At 46.6% G+C, this 21525-nt stretch carries 21 protein-coding genes and 1 tRNA gene; 1 reads left to right on the top strand and 21 read right to left on the bottom strand.

The window, feature by feature from the left end:
• Positions 1 to 138: 138 nt before the first annotated feature.
• The 3 genes from WH46_RS14550 to WH46_RS14540 all read right to left on the bottom strand — a co-directional run bounded on the left by WH46_RS14550 (position 139) and on the right by WH46_RS14540 (position 4050).
• Positions 139 to 1707 carry a peptidoglycan DD-metalloendopeptidase family protein gene (locus WH46_RS14550; RefSeq protein WP_046227295.1) on the bottom strand — a complete coding sequence of 523 codons (1569 nt, stop codon included), beginning with the start codon at positions 1705 to 1707 and terminating at the stop codon, positions 139 to 141.
• A gap of 370 nt (positions 1708 to 2077) precedes the next feature.
• Entirely contained in the window at positions 2078 to 3364 is a 1287-nt protein-coding gene (locus tag WH46_RS14545; RefSeq protein WP_017815423.1) for an adenylosuccinate synthase, read from the bottom strand.
• 308 nt (positions 3365 to 3672) lie between these two features.
• Entirely contained in the window at positions 3673 to 4050 is a 378-nt protein-coding gene (locus tag WH46_RS14540) for a GNAT family N-acetyltransferase (RefSeq protein ID WP_046227294.1), read from the bottom strand.
• Positions 4051 to 4292: 242 nt separating this feature from the next.
• Here WH46_RS14540 and WH46_RS14535 point away from each other — a divergent pair, with 242 nt between their 5' ends.
• On the top strand, positions 4293 to 4661 hold the full coding sequence (locus WH46_RS14535; RefSeq protein WP_046227293.1) for a DUF2512 family protein: 369 nt from the start codon (positions 4293 to 4295) through the stop codon (positions 4659 to 4661).
• Between the two features lie 189 nt (positions 4662 to 4850).
• Here WH46_RS14535 and dnaB read toward each other — a convergent pair whose 3' ends face one another.
• The 18 genes from dnaB to WH46_RS14445 all read right to left on the bottom strand — a co-directional run bounded on the left by dnaB (position 4851) and on the right by WH46_RS14445 (position 21503).
• Complete coding sequence (dnaB, locus tag WH46_RS14530) at positions 4851 to 6209, bottom strand: replicative DNA helicase (RefSeq protein ID WP_017815426.1); 1359 nt, start codon at positions 6207 to 6209, stop codon at positions 4851 to 4853.
• A 2-nt stretch (positions 6210 to 6211) separates the two neighbouring features.
• Positions 6212 to 6655, bottom strand: a complete 444-nt coding sequence (gene rplI / locus WH46_RS14525) for a 50S ribosomal protein L9 (RefSeq protein WP_017815427.1) — start codon at positions 6653 to 6655, stop codon at positions 6212 to 6214.
• Positions 6652 to 8643, bottom strand: coding sequence for a DHH family phosphoesterase (locus tag WH46_RS14520; protein WP_046227292.1), 1992 nt, complete (start codon positions 8641 to 8643; stop codon positions 6652 to 6654). The genes rplI and WH46_RS14520 overlap by 4 nt, the downstream gene beginning before the upstream one ends.
• A gap of 11 nt (positions 8644 to 8654) precedes the next feature.
• Positions 8655 to 9590: a DUF2232 domain-containing protein gene (locus tag WH46_RS14515; protein ID WP_231584359.1), complete on the bottom strand. Its 936-nt coding sequence runs from the start codon at positions 9588 to 9590 to the stop codon at positions 8655 to 8657.
• A 94-nt stretch (positions 9591 to 9684) separates the two neighbouring features.
• Entirely contained in the window at positions 9685 to 10143 is a 459-nt protein-coding gene (locus WH46_RS14510; protein WP_017815430.1) for a CBS domain-containing protein, read from the bottom strand.
• Positions 10144 to 10297: 154 nt separating this feature from the next.
• A complete protein-coding gene (locus WH46_RS14505) occupies positions 10298 to 11320 on the bottom strand; it encodes an LCP family protein (protein ID WP_046227291.1) in 1023 nt (340 codons plus the stop codon).
• Between the two features lie 445 nt (positions 11321 to 11765).
• On the bottom strand, positions 11766 to 13403 hold the full coding sequence (locus tag WH46_RS14500) for a copper amine oxidase N-terminal domain-containing protein (protein WP_046227290.1): 1638 nt from the start codon (positions 13401 to 13403) through the stop codon (positions 11766 to 11768).
• A 521-nt stretch (positions 13404 to 13924) separates the two neighbouring features.
• On the bottom strand, positions 13925 to 14200 hold the full coding sequence (gene rpsR / locus WH46_RS14495) for a 30S ribosomal protein S18 (protein ID WP_017815433.1): 276 nt from the start codon (positions 14198 to 14200) through the stop codon (positions 13925 to 13927).
• Between the two features lie 21 nt (positions 14201 to 14221).
• Positions 14222 to 14719, bottom strand: coding sequence for a single-stranded DNA-binding protein (gene ssb, locus WH46_RS14490; protein WP_017815434.1), 498 nt, complete (start codon positions 14717 to 14719; stop codon positions 14222 to 14224).
• Positions 14720 to 14757: 38 nt separating this feature from the next.
• A complete protein-coding gene (gene rpsF / locus WH46_RS14485; protein WP_017815435.1) occupies positions 14758 to 15045 on the bottom strand; it encodes a 30S ribosomal protein S6 in 288 nt (95 codons plus the stop codon).
• 307 nt (positions 15046 to 15352) lie between these two features.
• Positions 15353 to 15444, bottom strand: a tRNA-Ser gene (locus WH46_RS14480).
• A gap of 607 nt (positions 15445 to 16051) precedes the next feature.
• A complete protein-coding gene (locus WH46_RS14475; RefSeq protein WP_017815436.1) occupies positions 16052 to 16267 on the bottom strand; it encodes a DUF951 domain-containing protein in 216 nt (71 codons plus the stop codon).
• 125 nt (positions 16268 to 16392) lie between these two features.
• Positions 16393 to 17415, bottom strand: coding sequence for a mechanosensitive ion channel family protein (locus tag WH46_RS14470; protein WP_052714244.1), 1023 nt, complete (start codon positions 17413 to 17415; stop codon positions 16393 to 16395).
• Positions 17416 to 17439: 24 nt separating this feature from the next.
• Positions 17440 to 17697, bottom strand: coding sequence for a putative Se/S carrier protein (locus WH46_RS14465; RefSeq protein WP_026136402.1), 258 nt, complete (start codon positions 17695 to 17697; stop codon positions 17440 to 17442).
• Positions 17698 to 17960: 263 nt separating this feature from the next.
• A complete protein-coding gene (locus WH46_RS14460; RefSeq protein ID WP_046227289.1) occupies positions 17961 to 18461 on the bottom strand; it encodes a DUF4446 family protein in 501 nt (166 codons plus the stop codon).
• A 214-nt stretch (positions 18462 to 18675) separates the two neighbouring features.
• Positions 18676 to 19842 carry an aminotransferase class V-fold PLP-dependent enzyme gene (locus WH46_RS14455; protein WP_046227726.1) on the bottom strand — a complete coding sequence of 389 codons (1167 nt, stop codon included), beginning with the start codon at positions 19840 to 19842 and terminating at the stop codon, positions 18676 to 18678.
• A gap of 58 nt (positions 19843 to 19900) precedes the next feature.
• Entirely contained in the window at positions 19901 to 20749 is an 849-nt protein-coding gene (locus WH46_RS14450; RefSeq protein WP_046227288.1) for a ParB/RepB/Spo0J family partition protein, read from the bottom strand.
• On the bottom strand, positions 20742 to 21503 hold the full coding sequence (locus tag WH46_RS14445; protein WP_026136404.1) for a ParA family protein: 762 nt from the start codon (positions 21501 to 21503) through the stop codon (positions 20742 to 20744). Before WH46_RS14445 ends, WH46_RS14450 begins: the two co-directional genes overlap by 8 nt.
• Positions 21504 to 21525: the final 22 nt, after the last annotated feature.

Genomic DNA, 21525 nt, shown 5'->3' with positions numbered 1-21525 from the left:
AGTCACCTCATACCTGCTTTGATTCTTTTATTTTACCATATTCAAGGCTATAAAAAATGCAGCTTCTGAGTATCGATTCAGAAGCTGCATTGATATAAGACAGGTCTCGTTCAGATGACCTGTCCATTCCGATAGGGATTAACGCAAATAAGAGAGTGGATTCTGCAGCGCACCGCCGCTATGAATCTCAAAGTGCAGATGCGTACCGGTTGAATGGCCGGTATTGCCCATTACACCGATGTGCTGGCCCTGCTCAACGACTGCGCCATTACTGACATCAATCTGGCTCAGATGACCATACAGGGTCTCGTAGCCATTGCGGTGATCGATAATAATGACATTGCCATAGCCAGTCATGGTACCCGCATAGGTAACGACGCCATCATCGGCAGCCATCACCGAGGAACTGCCCACAATATCGATTCCTTTGTGCATACGACCCCAGCGCTGTCCGAACGGACTCGTTACTGTTGCACCGCTGGATGGCCATATAAAGTTACCACTGCCTTCGCCAACGACTACTTTGGTACCTTTAATAATGATTTTGGGTGAGGCTTCCTTGACTACTTCCTGGCCTACCCATTCTTCGCGAACCATCTGACCGTTTTCTTTGGTCACCCGGTAGTCGATCCGTTTCAAGCCTTTGCTGCCGGCAGAGATCACTTTGGATTCACCTGCACGCATCGTGTCACTTTTGCGAATCTCTACCGCAGGTTCTGTCACGACCTGCTCCGAATAATCTTCCACGGTAGTAACAGTCACCGGCGGCTGCGGCACAGTTAGTGTCAGCTCATCGCCAATCTGCAGGGAAGTTTCCTGAATACCCGGATTATTATCGAAAATTTCCTGCTGGGATACATCATAAGCAGCAGCAATCGAGCTGATTGTATCTCCTTCACGTACTGTATATTTAAGTGGTGATTCCACGCCGGTTAGCATCACTTTGGCCAGTTCTTTGCTGCTCAGCAACTTTTGCGGATTAGCTTTGATTTCTTTGGATGTGACCTTCTCGTTGAGCTTGACCGATTCCAGCTTGTTTACCTTTTTGCTATAAGCATAGCTCTGGGTAAGCTTTTTCACGGATGTCTTGTTCATATTTTTGGCAGCATTTTCGGCTTTGCGGGTATAGTTGGCCTGTACCAGCTTAAGCGCTTGATCGATCGTTTTCTGATCATCAACGATACCGATATTTTTGCCACCGATCACGACTTCTTTGCCTTTGGCATAGGCAGTCAGCATGCTATCCAGCTGCTTCAATGTAGATGTAGAATCCACCTGGGCTTTAAATGCTTTTTCCTCGGTAGTGGTGATGCCGTTGGTATTCAATACCATCGTGGCATCCGGATACTTCTTCTGATATGCAGCACGCTTCTCATTAAAAAGCTTATCCAGCTGCGATTTTTGCAATACGCTACCAATAGCCTTGTCTTTGACATATACTACATAATACGAAGTGGTATTCGCGGTTACATAGTGGTTCCCCGCCAAAACAAGACCGCCTGCTACAGCTACACTGGCAGCTGCAATTATCAGACGACGACGTACTTTGTTTTTCCCCTGGCGGATCGAATCCACGGTAAGCGTGTACCACTTGGACGATAATGTCTCTTGCTGTTCACTGGACTGCTGATCGTTGTGCTGTTCTTCCCGGACTGTCTGCTGATCAGACTCGTTGCCGGTTCCCCGTTTACCTTTCAAACCTTTCATGACCGTCTCCTTTTGTGCTTTAGCATGATTCATTTTAATCGTTCAATAGCCTTTTCCGTTATGCGATTCAGCTGTTTAAGACTGCACTCGATTCACGGCATAAGGCCTATAAGGTCAAATATTACGTAAATTATGAATAATTGTAATCAAATAATGTCAAAAAATTAACCTTTATAACTCCCCGTTTACTTTACCATAATCCCGTCAAAACTTTCAACTTTCACGCTATAATAACCTCTACGCCTATCAAGTATTCTCAGCGATTCAAAAGGCTTCCATAAAAAAAGACACCCCGCAGGGTGCCTTGTCATTATTAAGCTCTGTCTCTATCATCTATATCGCTATTTCACTGCATCCCTTACAGATGCAATTATACGTAAATCGGTGCTACCAGATTCGTCTGCTCACGGTTACGTCCAACCGAGAAAATCGCAATCGGAATACCGGTCAGCTCGGATACACGGTTCACATAGTTGCGCGTGCTTTCCGGCAGTTCTTCCAGCGTCTTCACGCCGGTAATATCTTCGCTCCAGCCCGGCATTTCTTCGTATACCGCTTCACATTCTGCCAGCATTTTCAGGCTTGCCGGATAGTGAGTGATGAACTCGCCGCGGTATTTGTAGCCTGTGCAGATCTTCACTGTATCCAGACCAGTCAGTACATCCAGAGAGTTCAGGGACAGACCCGTAATGCCGCTGACGCGACGTGCATGACGTACTACAACGGTATCGAACCAGCCCACACGACGCGGACGTCCGGTGACTGTACCGTATTCATGACCCGTTTCGCGGATCTGATCACCTACCGCATCATGCAGCTCGGTAGGGAAAGGACCGTCACCTACACGAGTAGTGTAAGCCTTGGCTACACCGATAACCTGCTGAATCTTGGCAGGACCCACACCGGAACCGATGCATACACCACCGGCAGACGGGTTAGATGAAGTTACGAACGGATAAGTACCTTGATCGATATCCAGCATGACCCCTTGCGCGCCTTCGAACAGTACGCGTTTGCCTTCATCAATAGCATCATTCAGTACAACGGAAGAATCGCGTACATAAGGACGCAGTGTCTCTGCATAACCGAGGTAGTCCTGCAGGATCGCTTCTACATCAACCGGCTCGCCGCCATATACTTGTGTAATCATCTGGTTTTTCTCTTTGACCAGATGACGCAGCTTCAGTTCGAATTCTTCAGCGTCCATCAGATCTGCGATACGGATACCTGCACGGGCTGCTTTGTCCATATAACAAGGACCGATTCCTTTACCGGTAGTACCGATTTTGTTCGGGCCTTTGCGTTCTTCTTCAAGCTTGTCGAGTACCATGTGGTACGGCAGAATCACGTGTGCACGATCGCTGATCGTCAGGTTTTTGGTAGAGAATCCATTTTCATGCACATAGTTGATCTCTTCGATCAGTGCAGCCGGATTGATAACCATACCATTACCAATTACACATGCTTTTTCTTCATAGAAGATACCGGATGGTACCATTGTTAATTTATATTTTTTCTCATTAATCAGAATCGTATGTCCTGCATTGTTACCACCCTGGTAACGTGCAACCACATCCGCTTTTTCTGAAAGATAGTCGGTAATTTTACCTTTGCCTTCGTCTCCCCATTGCGTTCCCACAACGACTACAGTTGACATAGAATCATTCCTCCGTGGGTGTATGTACACCGTTATATTTGGGCTGCCCGTTCCAACACACATGACAAATGGACAGCATGAAAACCTCCATGCGAGGAACGGTCGGGCGGACAAACACATAATAACCGTTTCGCGGGCGGAAGTTCATCCCTTATGGGTGAGCCGGGTATTACATCTGACAGCATACTCCCATAAATAGAGTCTGTCGCGCTTTACCGCAGCATTAACAGTGTAACAGGAGCCATTTACAAAGTCAAACAAAAAGCGAACAATACCATGTTACAAAAATAACATTGTTCGGAATTAATTCATTCCTTGCGCCATACGCCTCCATTACCTGTCGTAAACCCGCATTTTTGATAAAAGGAGCGATGTTCCGCAGCAAAAGTGGCGGTTACGATTTCGACGCCTTTCTGTCCGGCATGCTCCAGCAGATTCTGTACCAGCTGCTGCCCGACTCCTCTTCCCTGCATGGATGGATGTACCATCACATCTTCCAGATACCCATGCTGCAAGCCCATTCCACATATATAAGCAAAAGCAATCAGCTGTCCCCGATCATCCCGACTGCCTGCATAGAACAGACATCGCTCCAGCAGTACCGGATAATCCGAATCTCGGCGATCCCAGCCTATCTGCTGTCTGAGATCCGGAACTTCATGACGCGCCAGCGGCAAATTCATCATTATTTTTGGAGTATTCAGAGAGTACACTTCCTTTGCTGATAATAGTTGACTTTCTTATGTAAGAGCCGTTGTTTCGCGAATTAGTAACTATCTGTATAGTCGCGTATGTCCTGATCCCTTCTTACTTTATCACAAAAAAAGAATATAAATAGAAATGGGAAATCAGGAATTATATGTTTAATACTGGAATAAAGGTTTATTTATACTTAACTATAATTCAAAGACATAAGGAGGCACAAAACATGGACAAAATTCTTACCAAGCTTGTCGTAAATGGTGTGGTTGTTATTGCTTCCCTGATGCTGCTGAGTAACGCAGGCTTCTGGGGTTCGCTGGTGACTGTAGTGGTATTGGGAGCACTCGCCTATGTGCTTGGCGATATGATGGTTCTTCCTGCTACCAATAATACGGTAGCCACTATCTGTGACGCAGTACTTGCTTATCTGGTATTGTGGGCAGCTTCGGCTATGGCTGGTTGGACCATGTCTTTCGTCGATCTGCTTGTTCCGGTCGTGATTGTTGGCGTATTTGAATATGTATTCCATATGTGGCTGCTGCGTGATGGCATCCCGGGACGTACACGAAGCATCAACTCCAATTCCAGTTTGTAAGCCAGACTGGATGCAGGTTTGAAGATCAACAATAGATGATGTACATCGTAGATCGATATCGCTCCCGCCTACCTATTATCATATCAGGTGATTTCGTGTTGGATTCTATCGGTCTGTAACCAAATAAAAGACCCTGAATTCTGCAAACAGATAACTGTCTGCTGCAATTCAGGGTCTTTGTTGTTGCTTTTATCCTGCGAACATATCCGACTGGACACGTTCGTAATTGACGAATTTATTGAAGTTCTTGAGGAAGACCAGTTCGACGGTACCGACCGGACCATTACGCTGTTTGGCGATAATGATCTCGATGATATTCTTCTTCTCGGTCTCCTGGTTGTAGTAATCGTCACGATACAGGAACGAGACGATATCGGCATCCTGCTCAATCGAACCGGATTCCCGAAGGTCGGACATCATCGGGCGCTTGTCCTGACGCTGCTCAACACCACGGCTGAGCTGGGACAGGGCAATTACCGGTACATGCAGCTCACGAGCAATCTGCTTCAGTGTACGGGAGATCTCGGATACTTCCTGCTGACGGTTCTCGCCCGCTTTACCGCGTCCGGAGATCAGCTGCAGGTAGTCGATTACGATCATGCCGAGGCCTTTTTCCTTTTTGAGACGACGGCATTTGGCACGAATCTCGGAGACGGTAATCCCCGGTGTATCATCGATATAGATTTCCGCTTCTGACAGGGAGGCAATCCCCATGGTCAGCTTCATCCAGTCCTCTTCCTTGAATTCACCGGTACGCATTGCATTTGCATCCAGGTTGGCTTCTGCACAGATCATACGCTGTACGAGCTGAGCCGCTGACATCTCCAGACTGAAGATGGCGACTGTCTCTTTGGCGCGAACAGCAACATTTTGCGCGATATTCAGGGCAAATGCCGTTTTACCTACCGATGGACGGGCAGCTACGATAATCAAGTCACTGCGCTGGAATCCTGCCGTCATTTTATCCAGATCGATAAAACCTGTCGGAATACCAGTCGTATTTCCCTTATTCTCGCTCAGCGTCTCCATTTTCTCGAATACTTCCATCAGTACATCACGGATCGCAATAAATCCGCTGCCTGTACGTCGATTGGAAATTTCCAGAATCTTGCGCTCTGCATCGCCGAGCATACTGCCTACATCTTCGCCACCGGTATATCCTTCGCTGACGATCTGCGTCGCTGTACGAATCAGTCGGCGCAGCATCGATTTCTCTTCAATAATCTGTGCGTAATAATCTACGTTGGCTGCGGTCGGTACAGCATTGGCCAGCTTGGCCAGATAACTAACACCGCCGATATCTTCCAGCTGCGAACGATCCTGCAGCAGGGAGGTCAGTGTGATCAGGTCAATCGGCTGATTCTCTTCCCCCAGATGAACCATAGCTTCATAGATCAGCTGGTGGGTTTTGTCGTAAAAGTCTTCGGTGTCTACTCGCTCCATGACGCTGATCAGTGCTTCGGCCTGTAGTAAAATGGCACCCAGAACCGCCTGCTCAGCCTCCAGATTCTGTGGGGGAACCCGGTCGTAAAATATATCGCCGCCCATGATTATTCCTCAGTCACTTGGACTTTAAGCGTTGCTTTTACTTCAGGATGCAGCTTCACAGTAATCTGGGTAACTCCCAGTGTACGGATTGGCTCATCCAATTCAATTTTGCGCTTATCGATCTTGTGTCCCTGTTTACCCAGTGCTTCAGCAATCTGCTTGCTGGTGATTGCGCCGAACAGACGGCCGCCTTCACCGGACTTGGCTTTCAGCTGAACGGTTACTTCTTCCAGCGTTTTGCCCAGTGCTTCCGCAGCTTCTTTTTCTTCCTGTTTTTGTCTTTCCACAGCAGCAGTCTGGTTTTCCAGAATTTTCACGTTACCGCCTGTCGCCGGTTTGGCGTGGCCGTTTTTGATCAGGAAATTCTGTGCGTAACCGTCAGAGACTTCCTTGATGTCTCCTTTTTTACCTGTTCCTTTAACATCTTTTAGCAAAATAACTTTCATTCGAATAACCCCTCTTCCTCATTCATTTGATGTAATACTTCGAGCAGCCGGGCTTCGGCATCTTCGATTCCGCCTTCCAGCTGAACCGCTGCATTGGTCAGATGACCTCCTCCGCCCAGGCGCTCCATAACCACCTGTACATTCATCTTGCCAAATGAACGGGCACTAATACCAATCAGCCCATCCATCCGCTCGCTGATTACAAAGGACGCATAAATATCATTCATATTCAGCAGCGAATCCGCCACCTGTGCAATCAGCAGCTGTGGCACCTGTTTGCCTGGACTCGTAACAGCAAGTGCTACATGATCATGAATAACACGGGCTTTTTTGATGATCTCCGCTTTGGCGATATACTCGGCCAAATCTTCTTTCATCATCTGCTGTACCATGACGGTATCTGCGCCATTGCGCCTCAGGAAACCGGCGGCTTCAAATGTCCGTGAGCCGGTATGCAGGGCAAAATGCTTGGTATCCACTGTAATCCCTGCGAGCAGAGACGTAGCTTCGAGCGTCGTAAACTGCACCTTGTCGTGAATATACTGCAGCAGTTCAGTGACCAGTTCGCAGGTCGATGAGGCATAGGGCTCCAGATAGACCAGTACCGCATCATTGATAAATTCTTCACCCCTGCGATGATGATCCACCACCACGACCCGGCGCGAACGATCTACCAGCTTCGGCTCTATCGTCATGGAAGCTTTGTGAGTATCCACTACTACCGTCAATGTACGCTCGGTCATCATGCTGAGCGCATCCTCAGGCGTAACGAAGCGAACAGAAAGACGCTCATCCCGGGAAATACGATCCATCACTTTCTCGATGGACGGATTCACTTCATCAAGCACAATGTAGGCTTCCACCTCATACATATCGGCAGCCTTGAGCATACCAATTGCAGCTCCGATCACGTCCGTGTCGGGAATCTTGTGCCCCATAATCAGTACCTGATCACTGTCGAGCATCAGATCACGCAGCGCGTGCGCGATGACCCTTGCCCGGACACGTGTACGTTTCTCGATCGCATTGGACTTGCCTCCATAAAAGGAAAGCCGCTGCTCCGCTTTGACGGCAGCCTGATCACCACCGCGACCAAGTGCCATATCCAGACTGGACTGAGCCAATTCACCCAGTTCGCTGATCGTTTTGGTACCGAATCCGATACCGATACTGAGCGTTAGCGGTACTTTGAGATCAGCGGTCATTTCGCGAATCTCATCGAGAATCACGAATCGACTCTGTTCCAGTTCACGCAGTGATTTCTGGTTGAGCAGCAGTAGATAGCGCTCGGAAGACAGACGACGTACATAGATCCGGTAGCCTTTGGCCCAGTCGGTAATACGCGTCGCTACGCGGGCTATCATGCTGGCCCGTTGCTGATCGTCCATACCCTGGGAAGCTTCATCAAAGTTATCCAGGAATACGATACCGACAGCCAGACGCTCTTCATCATACCGGGAGCGCATATCCGCATATTCGGTAATATCCTGGATATAAATCAGACGCTCATCCGGCAGGACGATACATTCCAGTGTCTTATCCTGATGCTCCAGTTCAAAGCGTACTTCCTTGGCTCCATCCTTGCGCCCTTCCCTGGCCGCTTTGTAATGCTCCTGAAATTGCGTAAAGCATTCTTCCAGCGGCGTGCCAACCAGTGTCTTGCGTCCAAATAAGCCGGCAATATAGCGGTTATGCCATTCTATCGAATATTTGTTATCGTACAAAATAAGACCAAAAGGAAGCGTACTGACCGCTTCCTCCTCAACGCGCCTGATCCGAAAGGATAATCCGGCAATATACTCCTCCAGCTCCCGGCGAAAGGCAAGCTCTGAACGAAGCAGAACCGCAGCGAAAAGGATGACGCAGCATAGCGCAGCCAGCCCGATCATCCAGTTGAACCAGGACAGCACAATCACCAGTCCCAGCATGAGCAGAGATGCCCATACGGACCGGTAACCATGCCAGCGGTTTAATAAAAAATTAGGCATCATTCATCACCTTACCGTTTCGGTCTCGTAATATACTCACGGAGCGGAAATGCCAGATCCAGAATACCAATAATCCGAAGTGGTGGAATCAACACAACGACAATGGATAGCAGGAACGGCAGGAACGAATTCCATTTCCGGTGATTGGCCCAGAAAAACACAAAGCCAATCGTCTGGATCGTAAAGGCTATGTGGATTAGCGGCATAAAGTTCAATACAATGGCAGCCAGCACACCAGTCATATTCGTACTTGCGATAAACTCCAGGAATACCGCAATCAGATAATACCAGATCATCGAACTTGGCAACCGCCAGTCGCGTGCAGGCTTGAGACGCGGTACGGAATAACCCATACTTTCCAGTAGCGGACGCGATATTGCATGCGTAATTACCGCCATCGTAAAGGAAGCAATAATCAATGCACACGGAATGAGCATCAATGTATAATTGCTCAGCCCGATAATATATTCCGGTGTCAAAATATCATTCAATTCCGGATTCACATCCGCCATCGCCTTCATAGGAGCGACCGATATCTCAATAACATCACGGATATAAGCGCCCAGACTGAAATCAAACATGACACGCGCTGCTACCAGCAGTACAAGCAGTTCGATCAATGTCGTAATGCCACCGGCAATAATAATACGTAATGCAGGCGTAAACTTTTTGTACATTCTTCCCATGACAATACCGGGAATCATAAAGAATACGCCCAGAATGGGCAGAAATAATCCGGCTTGCCCGGCAATAATAATCGCCACCAGCCAAACGGGAACCATGTGCATAATAAATTGGCGCAGGGTCAATGTCGAATACAGCACAACGACAGGCACGATCAGAAATAGCATACCGATGATTCTTACAGAAGTTATTAGAGATAGCAGCAGAAGCAGGTAAGCCATGCTCCATGCTATGGATGTCCAGCGCAGTTTCAAACGATTCACCTCTTACGCACAAGTTGTTCGGCGCCTATAAAAAAGATTTACTCATCATTATAGCATAGACGCCGATAATCACGCACGGGTTTGTGCAGAAGGATCAGGACATATTCATGTCTTTGGACATTCTGCTTTTCTCGGGCGTGTACTCTCCACCGCGGACAAATTGTTCGCAGTATTCAATAATCTGACTGCGTCGTACAATACCGATAAATCGGTTCATATCGTCCACAACCGGTACAAAGTTCTGTACTTTGGCCAGATTGATCAGGTCTTCCATATTCGCATCAATGGATACCGGCTTGTCATCCCGCTGCAGCGGAACTTCGGCCAACAGGAATTTCGAAGCGTTCTCAAAAGTCGCCTTACCGTCTGAATTTTTCATAAACCACAGCAGGTCGCCCTCGGTAATCGTTCCTACATACTTGCCATCCTTATCCAGCATAGGCACGGATGTATAGCGGTGGTACTCCATTCTCTCCAGCGTCTGACGCAGCGTCGAATTAAGGGTGACGCAAACGACCTCCTGCTTGGGAAGCAGAAAAAACGCGATATTCATGCAAAAACCTTCCTCCTCGCAATTTGAAAAATTGCAATTGTATAGTCCGCTCTTGATGCTGTATATCTATGTTGCTATCCGTTCCCCTGAGAGGGGTACTCTTCTATTTTAAGCGATAAGTATGACACAATAAAGCGGGTTATTCGTTATTCATCTATTGTACCTGAGATTGTGCTTCCGTATTTACCGGGTTGGCCGTTTCTCCCTGGGCAGCAGCCGGCTCCGGTCCCTGCGGACTCATCCACTGATCAATCAGATGCTTGGCTTTTTCCAGATCGTCTTCATTTGGTACATCATAATATACCCCATCGATATATTCGCCCTCTCCCGCAATGGTAAAGGAAGTAATCTTGGGATCACCGCCACGCATAATCTGACTGGCCAGTCCGGTCAGCATCTGCGGGCGCATATCTGTCTTGAAGTTGCTACCCATAATATTCAGCAGCTCCGGGATTTGATCAATCTGGTTCAGCTGTATCGCCTGATCGGTAATCGACTGCAGGAAAATCTGCTGGCGCTTGGTTCGGTTAAAGTCGCTGTCCTCACGATAGCGTACATAATATAACGCTTCCTGTCCGGAGTAGATCGGTTTATTGGATTTGATCGTGAATTTCTCATGGTTCGGGTCGCGGTTTACAATATCTTTCTCGATAGGCAGTTTGACGCCACCGAGAGCATCAACCGCATTCACCAGTCCCTGGAAATTGACGCTGGCATAATAATCGAGATCTTCATCCAGAAAATGCTCTACCGTATCCATCGTCATCTTGATCCCGCCAAAAGCGTATGCATGATTAATCTTGTCCATACGGTCTCTGCCAATAATTTCGGTATACGTATCTCTTGGAATGGAGATCAGCAGGACTTCCGGTTCCATCGGACGTACGACAGCATAAATCAGTGTATCTGAACGGGCCTTTTCATTTTTACGTTGGTCACTGCCGACCAGCAAAATGGAGAATGGCTCTGTCATGACTACACCTGGTTCTTCTTGCTCCTGTTCGCCACCGGTCTGACGTACAGGCTGATAAGTCTGCTCCAGCTGATTCTCGAGGGTATCCGCTACAAACCAGTCAAACATTTGGGCTGAAATCGGCTTCCACCACAGGAGCAGGCTGCACGCGATAAGAACTACAGCAGCGGCAATCGCGGACAGAATCTTTTGCTTTTTCGTCATTCTTCCATTCCTCATTTCGAGCAGACGTATATTCTTACTTCATTAAACGCCTCATACCAGCCGTGACACAGATGAGAATATTTTGTTCCATTTCTTCAGTTTCGCTTAAAGCTAGGTGAATTGCAAGCCTATTACAGGCACAGGTACTGGAAATAACAGGGCTATCTATATCCTTATGACGGGAATCTGCTATTTTAAATTTATTGTTTTGAGTATGACCACGTTGGATTTTTATATCCTTTGAATGTCCATGTTCTCTATTACCTATTCTCTATTAATAGTAGAAACAGGTTTGTTTTCTTTGCTGAAAGGAATAGTAGATACCCCGTATTGCATTGTAACAACGGCATAAAAAAGCCTGCTGACTCTGTGGAATCAGCAGGCTTTCTCGTGATCTTAATGGATCATCGGACAACTGTCCAATAAGATTCATTTGTTTTGTTAATTACATGGATTTAGTCAGGGTAATTTCACCAGTGGACTTGTTCCATTTTACATCCCAACCCAGCAGTTCCGTGATAGAACGCAGAGGCACCAGGGTTCTGCCATCGTTGTTTACCATAGCAGTTGCTTCCAGCTGCTGTGTTTTACCATTTACATCTACTGCTGTTTTGTTGATCCAGAATTTCATTGTGTCTTTACCTGCCATTACAGTCACTTCACCAGCAGATTTATTCCATTTTACTTTAGCACCAATGCCTTCTGCCAGATAACGCAGCGGGATATAAGTCGTTCCGTTTTTCACGACAGGCATTGTATCCATCATCGTAGTTTTGTCGCCTACTTTGAGTTGTTTGCTGTTCAGCTTCATCCATACCATCATCATTGAAGCATCCGAAGCTTTAGCTGGGGCTTTGGCTGGAGCCTTAGCGGGTGCTGCTGCTTTGAATTTGTCAGGGTACTGCTTCACGATCGCACCACCCAGTGCTTCGCCGATACCGAACATGGTTTTGAATCCTTCACGGTCTGCTTTGTAAGCAGCTGCATATTTTTTGGATGCATATTGGTCAATTACAGATTGTACCTGCTTCTCATGAGTCATGAGTGCTTTTTCTGCTGCACTTGCTGGCAGATTGTTAGCTGTAGCAGTTCCAAGGAATGTGGCGAATTCTTTGGTGAAATCGGTAATACGGTCTTTAACTGCCTGCAGAGAAGTTTTATCTCCTTTTTTCAGAGCAGCTACATAATCGCTTTGTGCTTTGATGTGGTTGGTGACCCAGATCTTCTCGAACTGGTTACCACCCTCTGCACCATAGATCGAAGTGATTGCTTTTTTAAATGCTGCTGTATTCGCTGCTTCTGCTTTGATCAGCGCATCGGAATCTTTGGCTTTGCCATTGTATTGTTTTTGCATTTGCAGGACGGACAGGGCAAAGTGTTCTGCTGCCAGGTGATTCAGAGCCGAACGCAGGTCTGCTGCCGGTGTGTCTACTGATCCATTGCTGAACTTCGCCGGGTTCTGGGCTACGATCGCGCCGGACAATGCTTTACTTACAGTAAACATGGTCTCAAAACCTTCACGATACTCCATGTACGCGCCATTGTAGTCACCTGCTACATATTTCTCAAATACATCCTGTACTTGATCTTCATGCAGTCGCAGTGCTTGTGCTGCTGCCTTTTGTGGCAGTTTGCCTTCTGTAGCTGTAGCCAGGAACTTGGAGAATTCATCTACGAATCCCTGTACTTGTGCTTCGGCTTTTTTGATTGCTGCCTTGTTATTCATTTTGGTAGCTTTAACGAGGTTGTCTGTGTATTTGTTGTGGGCACGGAAGATTCTTTCGAATTCAGCTGCGCCTGCTTTTCCGTAGATCGCTTCAATAGCCGGCTGCATGTCCAGTGCATTCTGATCCAGTGCTTGATAAGCTTCTTTGGCATCAGGTGCGCCTTCATAGGCTTTGGTCATGGCTACAACAGCCAGTGCGAAATGTTCGGATAGTAAGTAATCCAGGCCTGCACGCAGATCGGCTGCCTTGGTGCTAACCGTTGGTGTGGCAGTTGCCGGAGTGGCTGCAAATGCTCCAGCTGCCGGAAGAAGTAGAGAAAGACTTAATGCAGGTACAATCAGTTTCTGAATTTTCATAGTGTACGCTCCCTATTGTAAGTGAATTTGTTTTTCTATTTCTGTTTTGCCGTCCATGATTGGATAAACGGGCGCAATTTCGTTTTGGATCACTTTGTTTGTTTTTTTATCTGGATGATCTTCGAAATCTACCCTGCATGATAAGCGTATTTCACTAAAATACCTGATATTATTCGCCTTCTCTACCCACACTCATTCCTATACAAATGAAGTACAAAACTCCGGATTTTTCATACGTCGTTTATGTATAATGAATTAGAGGTATTAAGTAAGTAAGTGATTTTTCGGTACGATAAAATATAACCACTAACTTGCTGTTTAAACCTGATTTCCAGCTTATATTATAAAAAATTATTTTATAGTAAGGTAAATCTGACATCTTATAACTTCTGATTGAGGCTAATTTATGCAGAAATAAAACAAAAAACGCACCGAATGCATACCTTCCACGGGGAAGATTTCATTCGGTGCGTTCTAATTCAGAATACGGTTAAACCGCTGCTCTGAATTTATTTCTGCTACTATTCAGTAGTGTATGGCAGCAGTGCGATTTGACGGGAACGTTTAATCGCGATAGTCAGCATACGCTGATATTTTGCACTTGTACCAGTCACACGACGTGGCAAGATTTTACCACGCTCACTGATAAATTTACGAAGCAGGTCCGTATCTTTATAGTCGATGTGAGTGATTTTGTTTACAGTGAAGTAACATACTTTACGGCGCTTGTTACGGCCACGGCGTCCGCCTGGACGTCTGCCTTCTCCATCTCCGCTTTCACGTCTATTAAAGCTCATCTGATTCATTCCTTTCCGGTTTTAAAATGGCAAATCATCATCGGATATATCTATCGGTTTACCGTCATCGGAAAATGGATCCTGATTGTCACGCGAGTAGCTGTTTCCATTGCTGCTGCGGTTCGTATTGCTACTGTTACCGCCGCCGTAAGGTGCTTCCTCACGATTACCTCCACCGCTGCTGTTTCCTCCACCATCACGGTTGGATTCCAGGAAGCGTACATTATCAGCAATAACTTCAGTCACGTAGACACGTTTACCTTCGTTATTCTCATAGTTACGTACCTGAATACGTCCTTCAACCGCTGTTAAGCGGCCTTTCCGCAAATAGTTGGCGCAAGTCTCTGCTAGCTGTCTCCAAGTTACGACCGGAATAAAGTCCGCTTCGCGCTCTCCACCCTGGCTCGTAAAAGGACGATCCACCGCCAGCGTAAACTGCGTAACAGCCACACCTGCAGGTGTGTAGCGAAGTTCCGGGTCTTTGGTCAACCGTCCGATCAAAATGACACGGTTCAACAATCCAATCCCCTCCTCAAACGAGTTTACAATTCAATTTCTTATTTTGTTACATCAACAGTAATGAGATAACGAATAACATCGTCAGAAATTTTCATGATACGCTCAAGTTCTGCAACAACAGCTGGTGTAGCTGTGAAGTTAACAAGAACATAGATACCATCACGAATTTTCTTGATCTCATACGCAAGGCGACGCTTACCCATTACATCGTGCTTTGTAATTTCGCCGTCAGTTGTAATGATGCCTTTGAAACGCTCGTTGAGTGCTTCAACTGCTTCTTGCTCCATTTCTGGACGCAGGATGTACATTACTTCATAATTGCGCATAGTTTTCACCTCCTCTTGGACTAAGGCCCCTGATCATTGCCAGGAGCAAGGAACGAGCACAAACTCGAACCCTATTAGTCTATCAGAAATAAAGTAGAAGTACAAGACATTTTTAATAAGAAAACAGGTTCGCCAACTGCACACCGATTTTCCCTTTTATCCTGTCCCTTGATGTTTTATTACAGTCTGCAAATAAATGTATAAAATAAAGAAGCTCCACCGCAGAAAACTGCAGCAGAGCTTAGTCACGATGTTTGCCGCGCTCCAGTGCCGAGCGCTATATATATGTAGCAAAATCAATATGGGATGGCGGAGAGAGAGGGATTCGAACCCTCGCACGCCCTAAGACGCCTAACTGATTTCGAGTCAGTCCCCTTATAACCACTTGGGTACCTCTCCATAACATAGTTACGATCAACCCGCCAATTGGAAATGATCGATTTACAACAAAATTGATTATACTTGATTATATGGAGGTTGGCAATATACCTGCCGCAATAAATTCTGTTCGTCTGCTTTTAATACCAAGTCCTAAATATTATCGATCTGCACGTCCTATGCTTTGTTTGGGTTTGTTTAGTATGAGCAGATTGAATTCTGCTGTTGCCTTTTGGTAAAGAAGACTCTCTTATTTGCGTTATCCTTCTTTTGACAGTATGATCACATTACGTTTGCAGCTAATTTATTCTACATAGGATCGGTTATATGAACAATGAACCAAATGAACATATTGTCTAAATCAACAGATCGGCTCTTCACTAACTGCATTCTCTTGTCTATGTTCTATTCATTTATTGGGAAATTGCATACTGAATGTACTGCAGCGCTATTTCAACCTGGGCGGTAACGAAACTGGTTCCTTTTATTTTATGCACTGTGTCCCTATATGCTTATACTTTCAAGTTCGAATACTCAAATAAAAAAAGGTTATCCACAGTGGATAACCTTTTAAAGTCTTTCTATTCTTCTCTACCCATTGTTGATAACTTTTTTGCTGCGTTTTTTATTACTCTGGCAAAGGTGTCTCTTCAGCTGCCGATTTCAATACTTTTTTCATGTTTTTCTCAAACTTCGCTCTCGGTACAAGCACACTATGCTTGCAGCCTACACACTTGATCCGGATATCCATCCCCATCCGAATTACCTCCATCTCATTGCTGCCGCACGGATGCGGTTTTTTCATCTGTACGATATCTCCCAGTTGAAACTGCTTGCGCTCCATTCGGTCCACCCTCTCATTGTACTGAGCCGCTAGCTGTTTGCGGCTGTGCATAACTTTATTAATGTGCCTCTGTTATGCTGCCGATAGTTTATCCACAACCATTTTACCAGATTTTCTTGCTTTATTTAATCATTGGATTCCTTTGGATCTCTTTTTTCATTAACTTCTGTTTTCAATACACCGGTTACCGGTGCATTTCCGGTATTTTGCTGTTCCTGAGGTGCTGCTGACTGTACTTCTGCTGCTGCTTTGCGTTCTTCTTCCAAGCGCGCCTGTTCCTTGTCGCGATCCAGCTGTGTTTTGATCGCTGTATGAATAGCTCTTTCCACATCGGCACGTGAATTGGGCTGACACTTGGCGATAATTCGCAGCGAATACTCACCGGTTGTCAGTGTCTGGATACCCAGAATTTCCGGCGCATCCAGTACTTCGTCCTTGTCATTTTTCATATGTTCAGTAGCCCGGGTAACTAACAGCCGTGCATCTTCCAGCGAGCGATCCATGCTCATAGGAACATCGACTACAGCCAGAGAATTGGACAGCGAGAAATTCGTTACGCTGATAATCGATCCGTTGGGAATAATATTCACTTCCCCGTTCCAGCTGATCAGGCGCGTCGTACGCAGGCCCACCATCTGTACGGTTCCTTTATACGTACCGGTCTGAATCACATCACCTACTGCAAACTGATCTTCGAAAATAATAAAGAATCCGGTAATAATATCCTTGATAATACTCTGTGCACCAAAGCTAATCGCCAGACCGGCTACTCCGGCTCCTGCCAGTAGCGGTGCCAGATTGAAGCCAAATTCGTTCAGGATCAGCATAATCATAATAAAGTTGAATACACTGGATACTACATTTTTGGACAGCTCGCGAATAGTAATGAGCCGTCTTGGATTGGCGGCAAGTCGTGTTTTGTCCTTGCCTGCCAGCGAGCGGTCAATCACCTTGTTGATCAGTTTGATTGCAATCCGTGTCAGTATAAAAATAATAACGATTCGTAGCGCCGAGAAGGCAATATGCGACCACATGCTGATATCTGTGAACCAGTTCCAGAACCCGCTGGTAAAACTGTTAAATTCCTTGGCGGCATTCTCCGTAATATCCTGTGCCTCTGTAGCCTTGCCTGTTAAAAACAAATTCATTATTCGTCCTCCTTGCTTTTCCGCTTATGTTGGTTGTGCCAGTAGTTCATACCGACCCTGGTTGTTCTGGAAAATTCCCCGAATCTCTACCTGTTCTTCGCGGACAATCTGTCTGACCTGCTCCAGTTCCGCTGCCGGGAACTGCAGGGACAATGCGCACCCTGCCGTAATTTCCTTGGGCGTCGGGAACATATCGTTTTCGATATCCGCATATTCCAGCAGCATCTCTGCCCGTAGTGCCTGCTGGGTCGAATCAAAAGCCATTACCAGACTATCTTCCATCATTACCTTTACCCCCTTCTGTACAGACTATCTCGCCCTGCCACAGATTTGTCTTATGTACCAGTGTAATAATAAATAGGGCTCTTCTTCAATTCCGGCTGCATATACTGCCAAAAAAAGCCGGTACTCCAGCAGATATCCATATCGGATAAATCTGTGAAATACCGGCGATTCAGGAACATTTTCCGCGTCTGGAAATGCTCATACGTACAATAAACGGATCCTATTCACTCCCAAATGAGATGAATAACATCTTCTCTGAATCAAGAAGAGGATTTGGCAATACTGATGGCTTCCCGTTCTTCCGGAGATAGATTGTAAGTGGATTCTCCTTTGACGATCGGCTTGGCATATACGTAAGAGCTGTCCCGGTTGTGCAGCCCGGTCAATACGATTCCGTCCATTTCATCATTTAAAAGGGCTACCGAGAAGCTAAGATCACTGCCATGCTCCGAGAACGCATTATACCGCTTGATACCGGTGTAGGCTTGCACTCTGCGCAGACGATCCTCGATCGCCTGAAAGCGCGCCTTTTTCTGATTCTCTCCATCTTCCAGGGAATCCAGCTGCAGCTTCAGATCAAGCAGCAGGCTCTCCAGATCCTCTACTCCATTACCGGACATCATCAGTTCATACCGCTTGCGCATTTTCCGCAATTTGGATCCCTGCACCATGACAATGATCAACAAGATCACTACCAGCAGGGCAATTGCACCTACACATACAAATAATTGTTCTGCAATCAGACTATTCAATTCCGCCATCGTTGTCCGCTCTCCTCTTATTTCTTTCCGTACTGTAATGTTCTTTTGTTTTCACTGCTTTTCTGACAGTGGTGGCGTCTGCAGCATGTTATAGGTTCAGGATATTTTCCTGCTTCCGAATTTTACCACTTTCTACCTTGCATTCACCATATTACTCATGAATATGACTGTAAGATGATCATTTCGGTATACCTACAGCCGTTGTATTGGCCATTCAGTTGTCCTGACGCGATAGCCACTGCACTGCTTCGATCAATGTCTGTACTTGATCCGCTGTCGATCCATAACCGATACTAGCCCGTACCGCACCAGTACCGATTGTACCTGCCGACTGGTGAGCAAGCGGCGTACAGTGCATACCTGCCCTGACGGCAATGCCGAATTCACGATCCAATCGAAAAGCAATTTGTGACGGGTCCTGATGTTCCATTATAAAAGATACAATACCTGTACGCTCTCTGCCAAGTTCCGGTCCCAGTACCTGTACTCCCGGTATGGATAGCAGTCCTTCCATCATTTGATGGGACAACTGCTGCTCCTGATTGGCAATATCGGTAACGGACTGTTCAAGCACATGCCGTACCCCTGCTACCAGACCTGCGATCCCTGGTGTATTGGGTGTACCCGGCTCATAACGATCAGGTCGTACAGCCGGCTGACTGGATGATTCGGACTGACTGCCTGTTCCTCCGTATATCCAGGGTTTGAGCTCCATATCCGGCGCAATATAGAGACCGCCGGTGCCTTGCGGCCCCAGCAGTCCCTTATGTCCAGGAAAAGCAGCCAGATCGATCTTCCACTCTTCCAGCGATACCGGGATATGTCCGGCACTCTGTGCGATATCTAGCAGAATACGCGCTCCCCGGCGATGTGCCATTTCCGCCAGCTCGGCTGCCGGTAGTATGCTGCCCAGCAGATTGGAACTGTGGTTACAAATCAACAGGCGGGTGTTAGATCGAAAAGTTTTATCCACCTGCTGCAAATCCAGCTGTCCCTGTCTGTCCACCGGAATATAATCCACCTGCAGCTGTAAAGTCTCTTTTAGAGCCTCCAGCGGCCGCCATACGGAGTTATGTTCAGTCATGGTAGCAATGACATGGTCACCGGTTTCAAGAAAGCCCTGAATCGCCATATTGAGCGCCATTGTTGTATTGCCGGTAAAAGCAATATCTACCGGATTGCGAACATTCAGCAGTTTGCCTAGTACTTTGCGGCAGTCAAATAATACTCTGCTGGCTTTGACAGCCATCCGGTGGCTTCCTCGTCCCGGATTAGCCGCGTCATATTGAAGAGCATGCAGCACCGCCTCATATACGGCAGGCGGCTTTGGCCAGGAAGTCGCTGCATGATCGAGATAGATGATTGGTCGTTCCGCTTTCATTTCCGTATCCAATCGTTCCGTATTCGCCTGTTCAATATCCAACCGGATTCCTCCGTCATTACATATTATTCAGCATTTCCAGCAGCCGTTCCAGCTCCTGTCTGCTGTAGTAATTCAGCTCAATCTTACCTTTGTCCTTGCTGCTATTGCGGATTTTGACCGTTGTCTGGAAACGACTTTGCAGCGTCTGCTCCACATCGACCAGATATGGATCGGCTTTTTTGTCTTTATCCTTATCATTATCCTTGCGTCTGGTTTCCAGGTTCTGCACGGCTTCTTCCAGCTGTCTTACACTCCAGCCTTCTTCTATTGCGCGGTGAGCCAGCATCAGAATCAGATCTTCCTTTTTGATACCTACCAGAGCACGAGCATGGCCCATGGATAATGTTCCACGTGAAACATATTCTTTCACTTCATCAGGCAGCGATAATAACCGTAGGAAATTGGCAATATGCGAGCGTGATTTGCCTACCCGTGCCGACAAGTCTTCCTGGGTTAATTTAAACTCTTCCATGAGTGCCTGATATGCAGTAGCTACTTCCATCGCATTCAGATTCTCACGCTGCAAATTTTCGATCAGGGCAATTTCCATTACCTGCTGATCACTGAATGTGCGTACAACTGCCGGAATCGTCTTTTTGCCAGCGACCTGTGAAGCACGGAATCGACGCTCCCCGGCAATGATTTCATAACCTTTTAGTACTTTGCGTACAATAATCGGCTGAATTACGCCATGCTGGGCAATAGAATCAGCCAGTTCCTGAATATTGTCATCATCAAATGCTTTACGTGGTTGAAACGGATTGGGACGCAGCTCTTTTAACGGTATCTCGATCACTTTATCATCCTCACTCACGGACAGGGAGGGAATCAATGCATCCAGCCCTTTACCAAGACGTTTATTCATAAGAAACCACTTCCTTTGCCAACTCTAAGTAAACTTCTGCACCTTTGGAACGCGGATCGTAGGTAATGATCGCCTTGCCATGGGAAGGGGCTTCACTCAGCCGAACATTACGCGGAATAATGGTCCGGTACACTTTGTCCTGGAAGTATTTTTTGACTTCTTCAATCACCTGCAATCCCAGATTGGTACGGGCGTCCAGCATCGTCAGCAGCACACCCTCAATCTGAAGATCCGTATTCAAATGCTTCTGTACAAGCCGAACCGTATTTAACAGCTGGCTCAGTCCTTCCAGCGCATAATACTCGCACTGTATCGGAATCAATACCGAGTCGGCAGCTGTCAAAGAATTAATTGTCAAAATACCAAGCGAAGGCGGACAATCAATCAATATGTAATCATAAGATTGCTTCACCTGTGCAATCGCATTTTTGAGCCTTAGTTCACGTGAGATAGCCGGCACAAGTTCCACTTCTGCCCCGGCCAGCTGAATCGTCGCTGGCAGAATATCCAGCCGTTCAATCGCTGTGGACTGAATCGCTTCCCTTGGTTCTACATCATTAATAATGACATCGTAAATGCAATTTTCCACATCCGCCTTGTTGATGCCTACTCCACTGGTCGTATTGCCCTGAGGATCAATATCGATCAAAAGAACACGCTTTCCCAGCGTAGCCAGACAAGCTCCCAGATTCACGGATGTGGTTGTCTTCCCTACTCCACCTTTTTGATTCGCTATGGCAATGATCTTTGACAACTACTTCACCCCAATGTTATGA

The sequence above is a fragment of the Paenibacillus dauci genome, from assembly GCF_000971985.1.
In the GTDB taxonomy this organism is placed as follows: domain Bacteria; phylum Bacillota; class Bacilli; order Paenibacillales; family Paenibacillaceae; genus Saccharibacillus; species Saccharibacillus dauci.
This window is presented reverse-complemented; position numbering and strand designations above follow the sequence as displayed.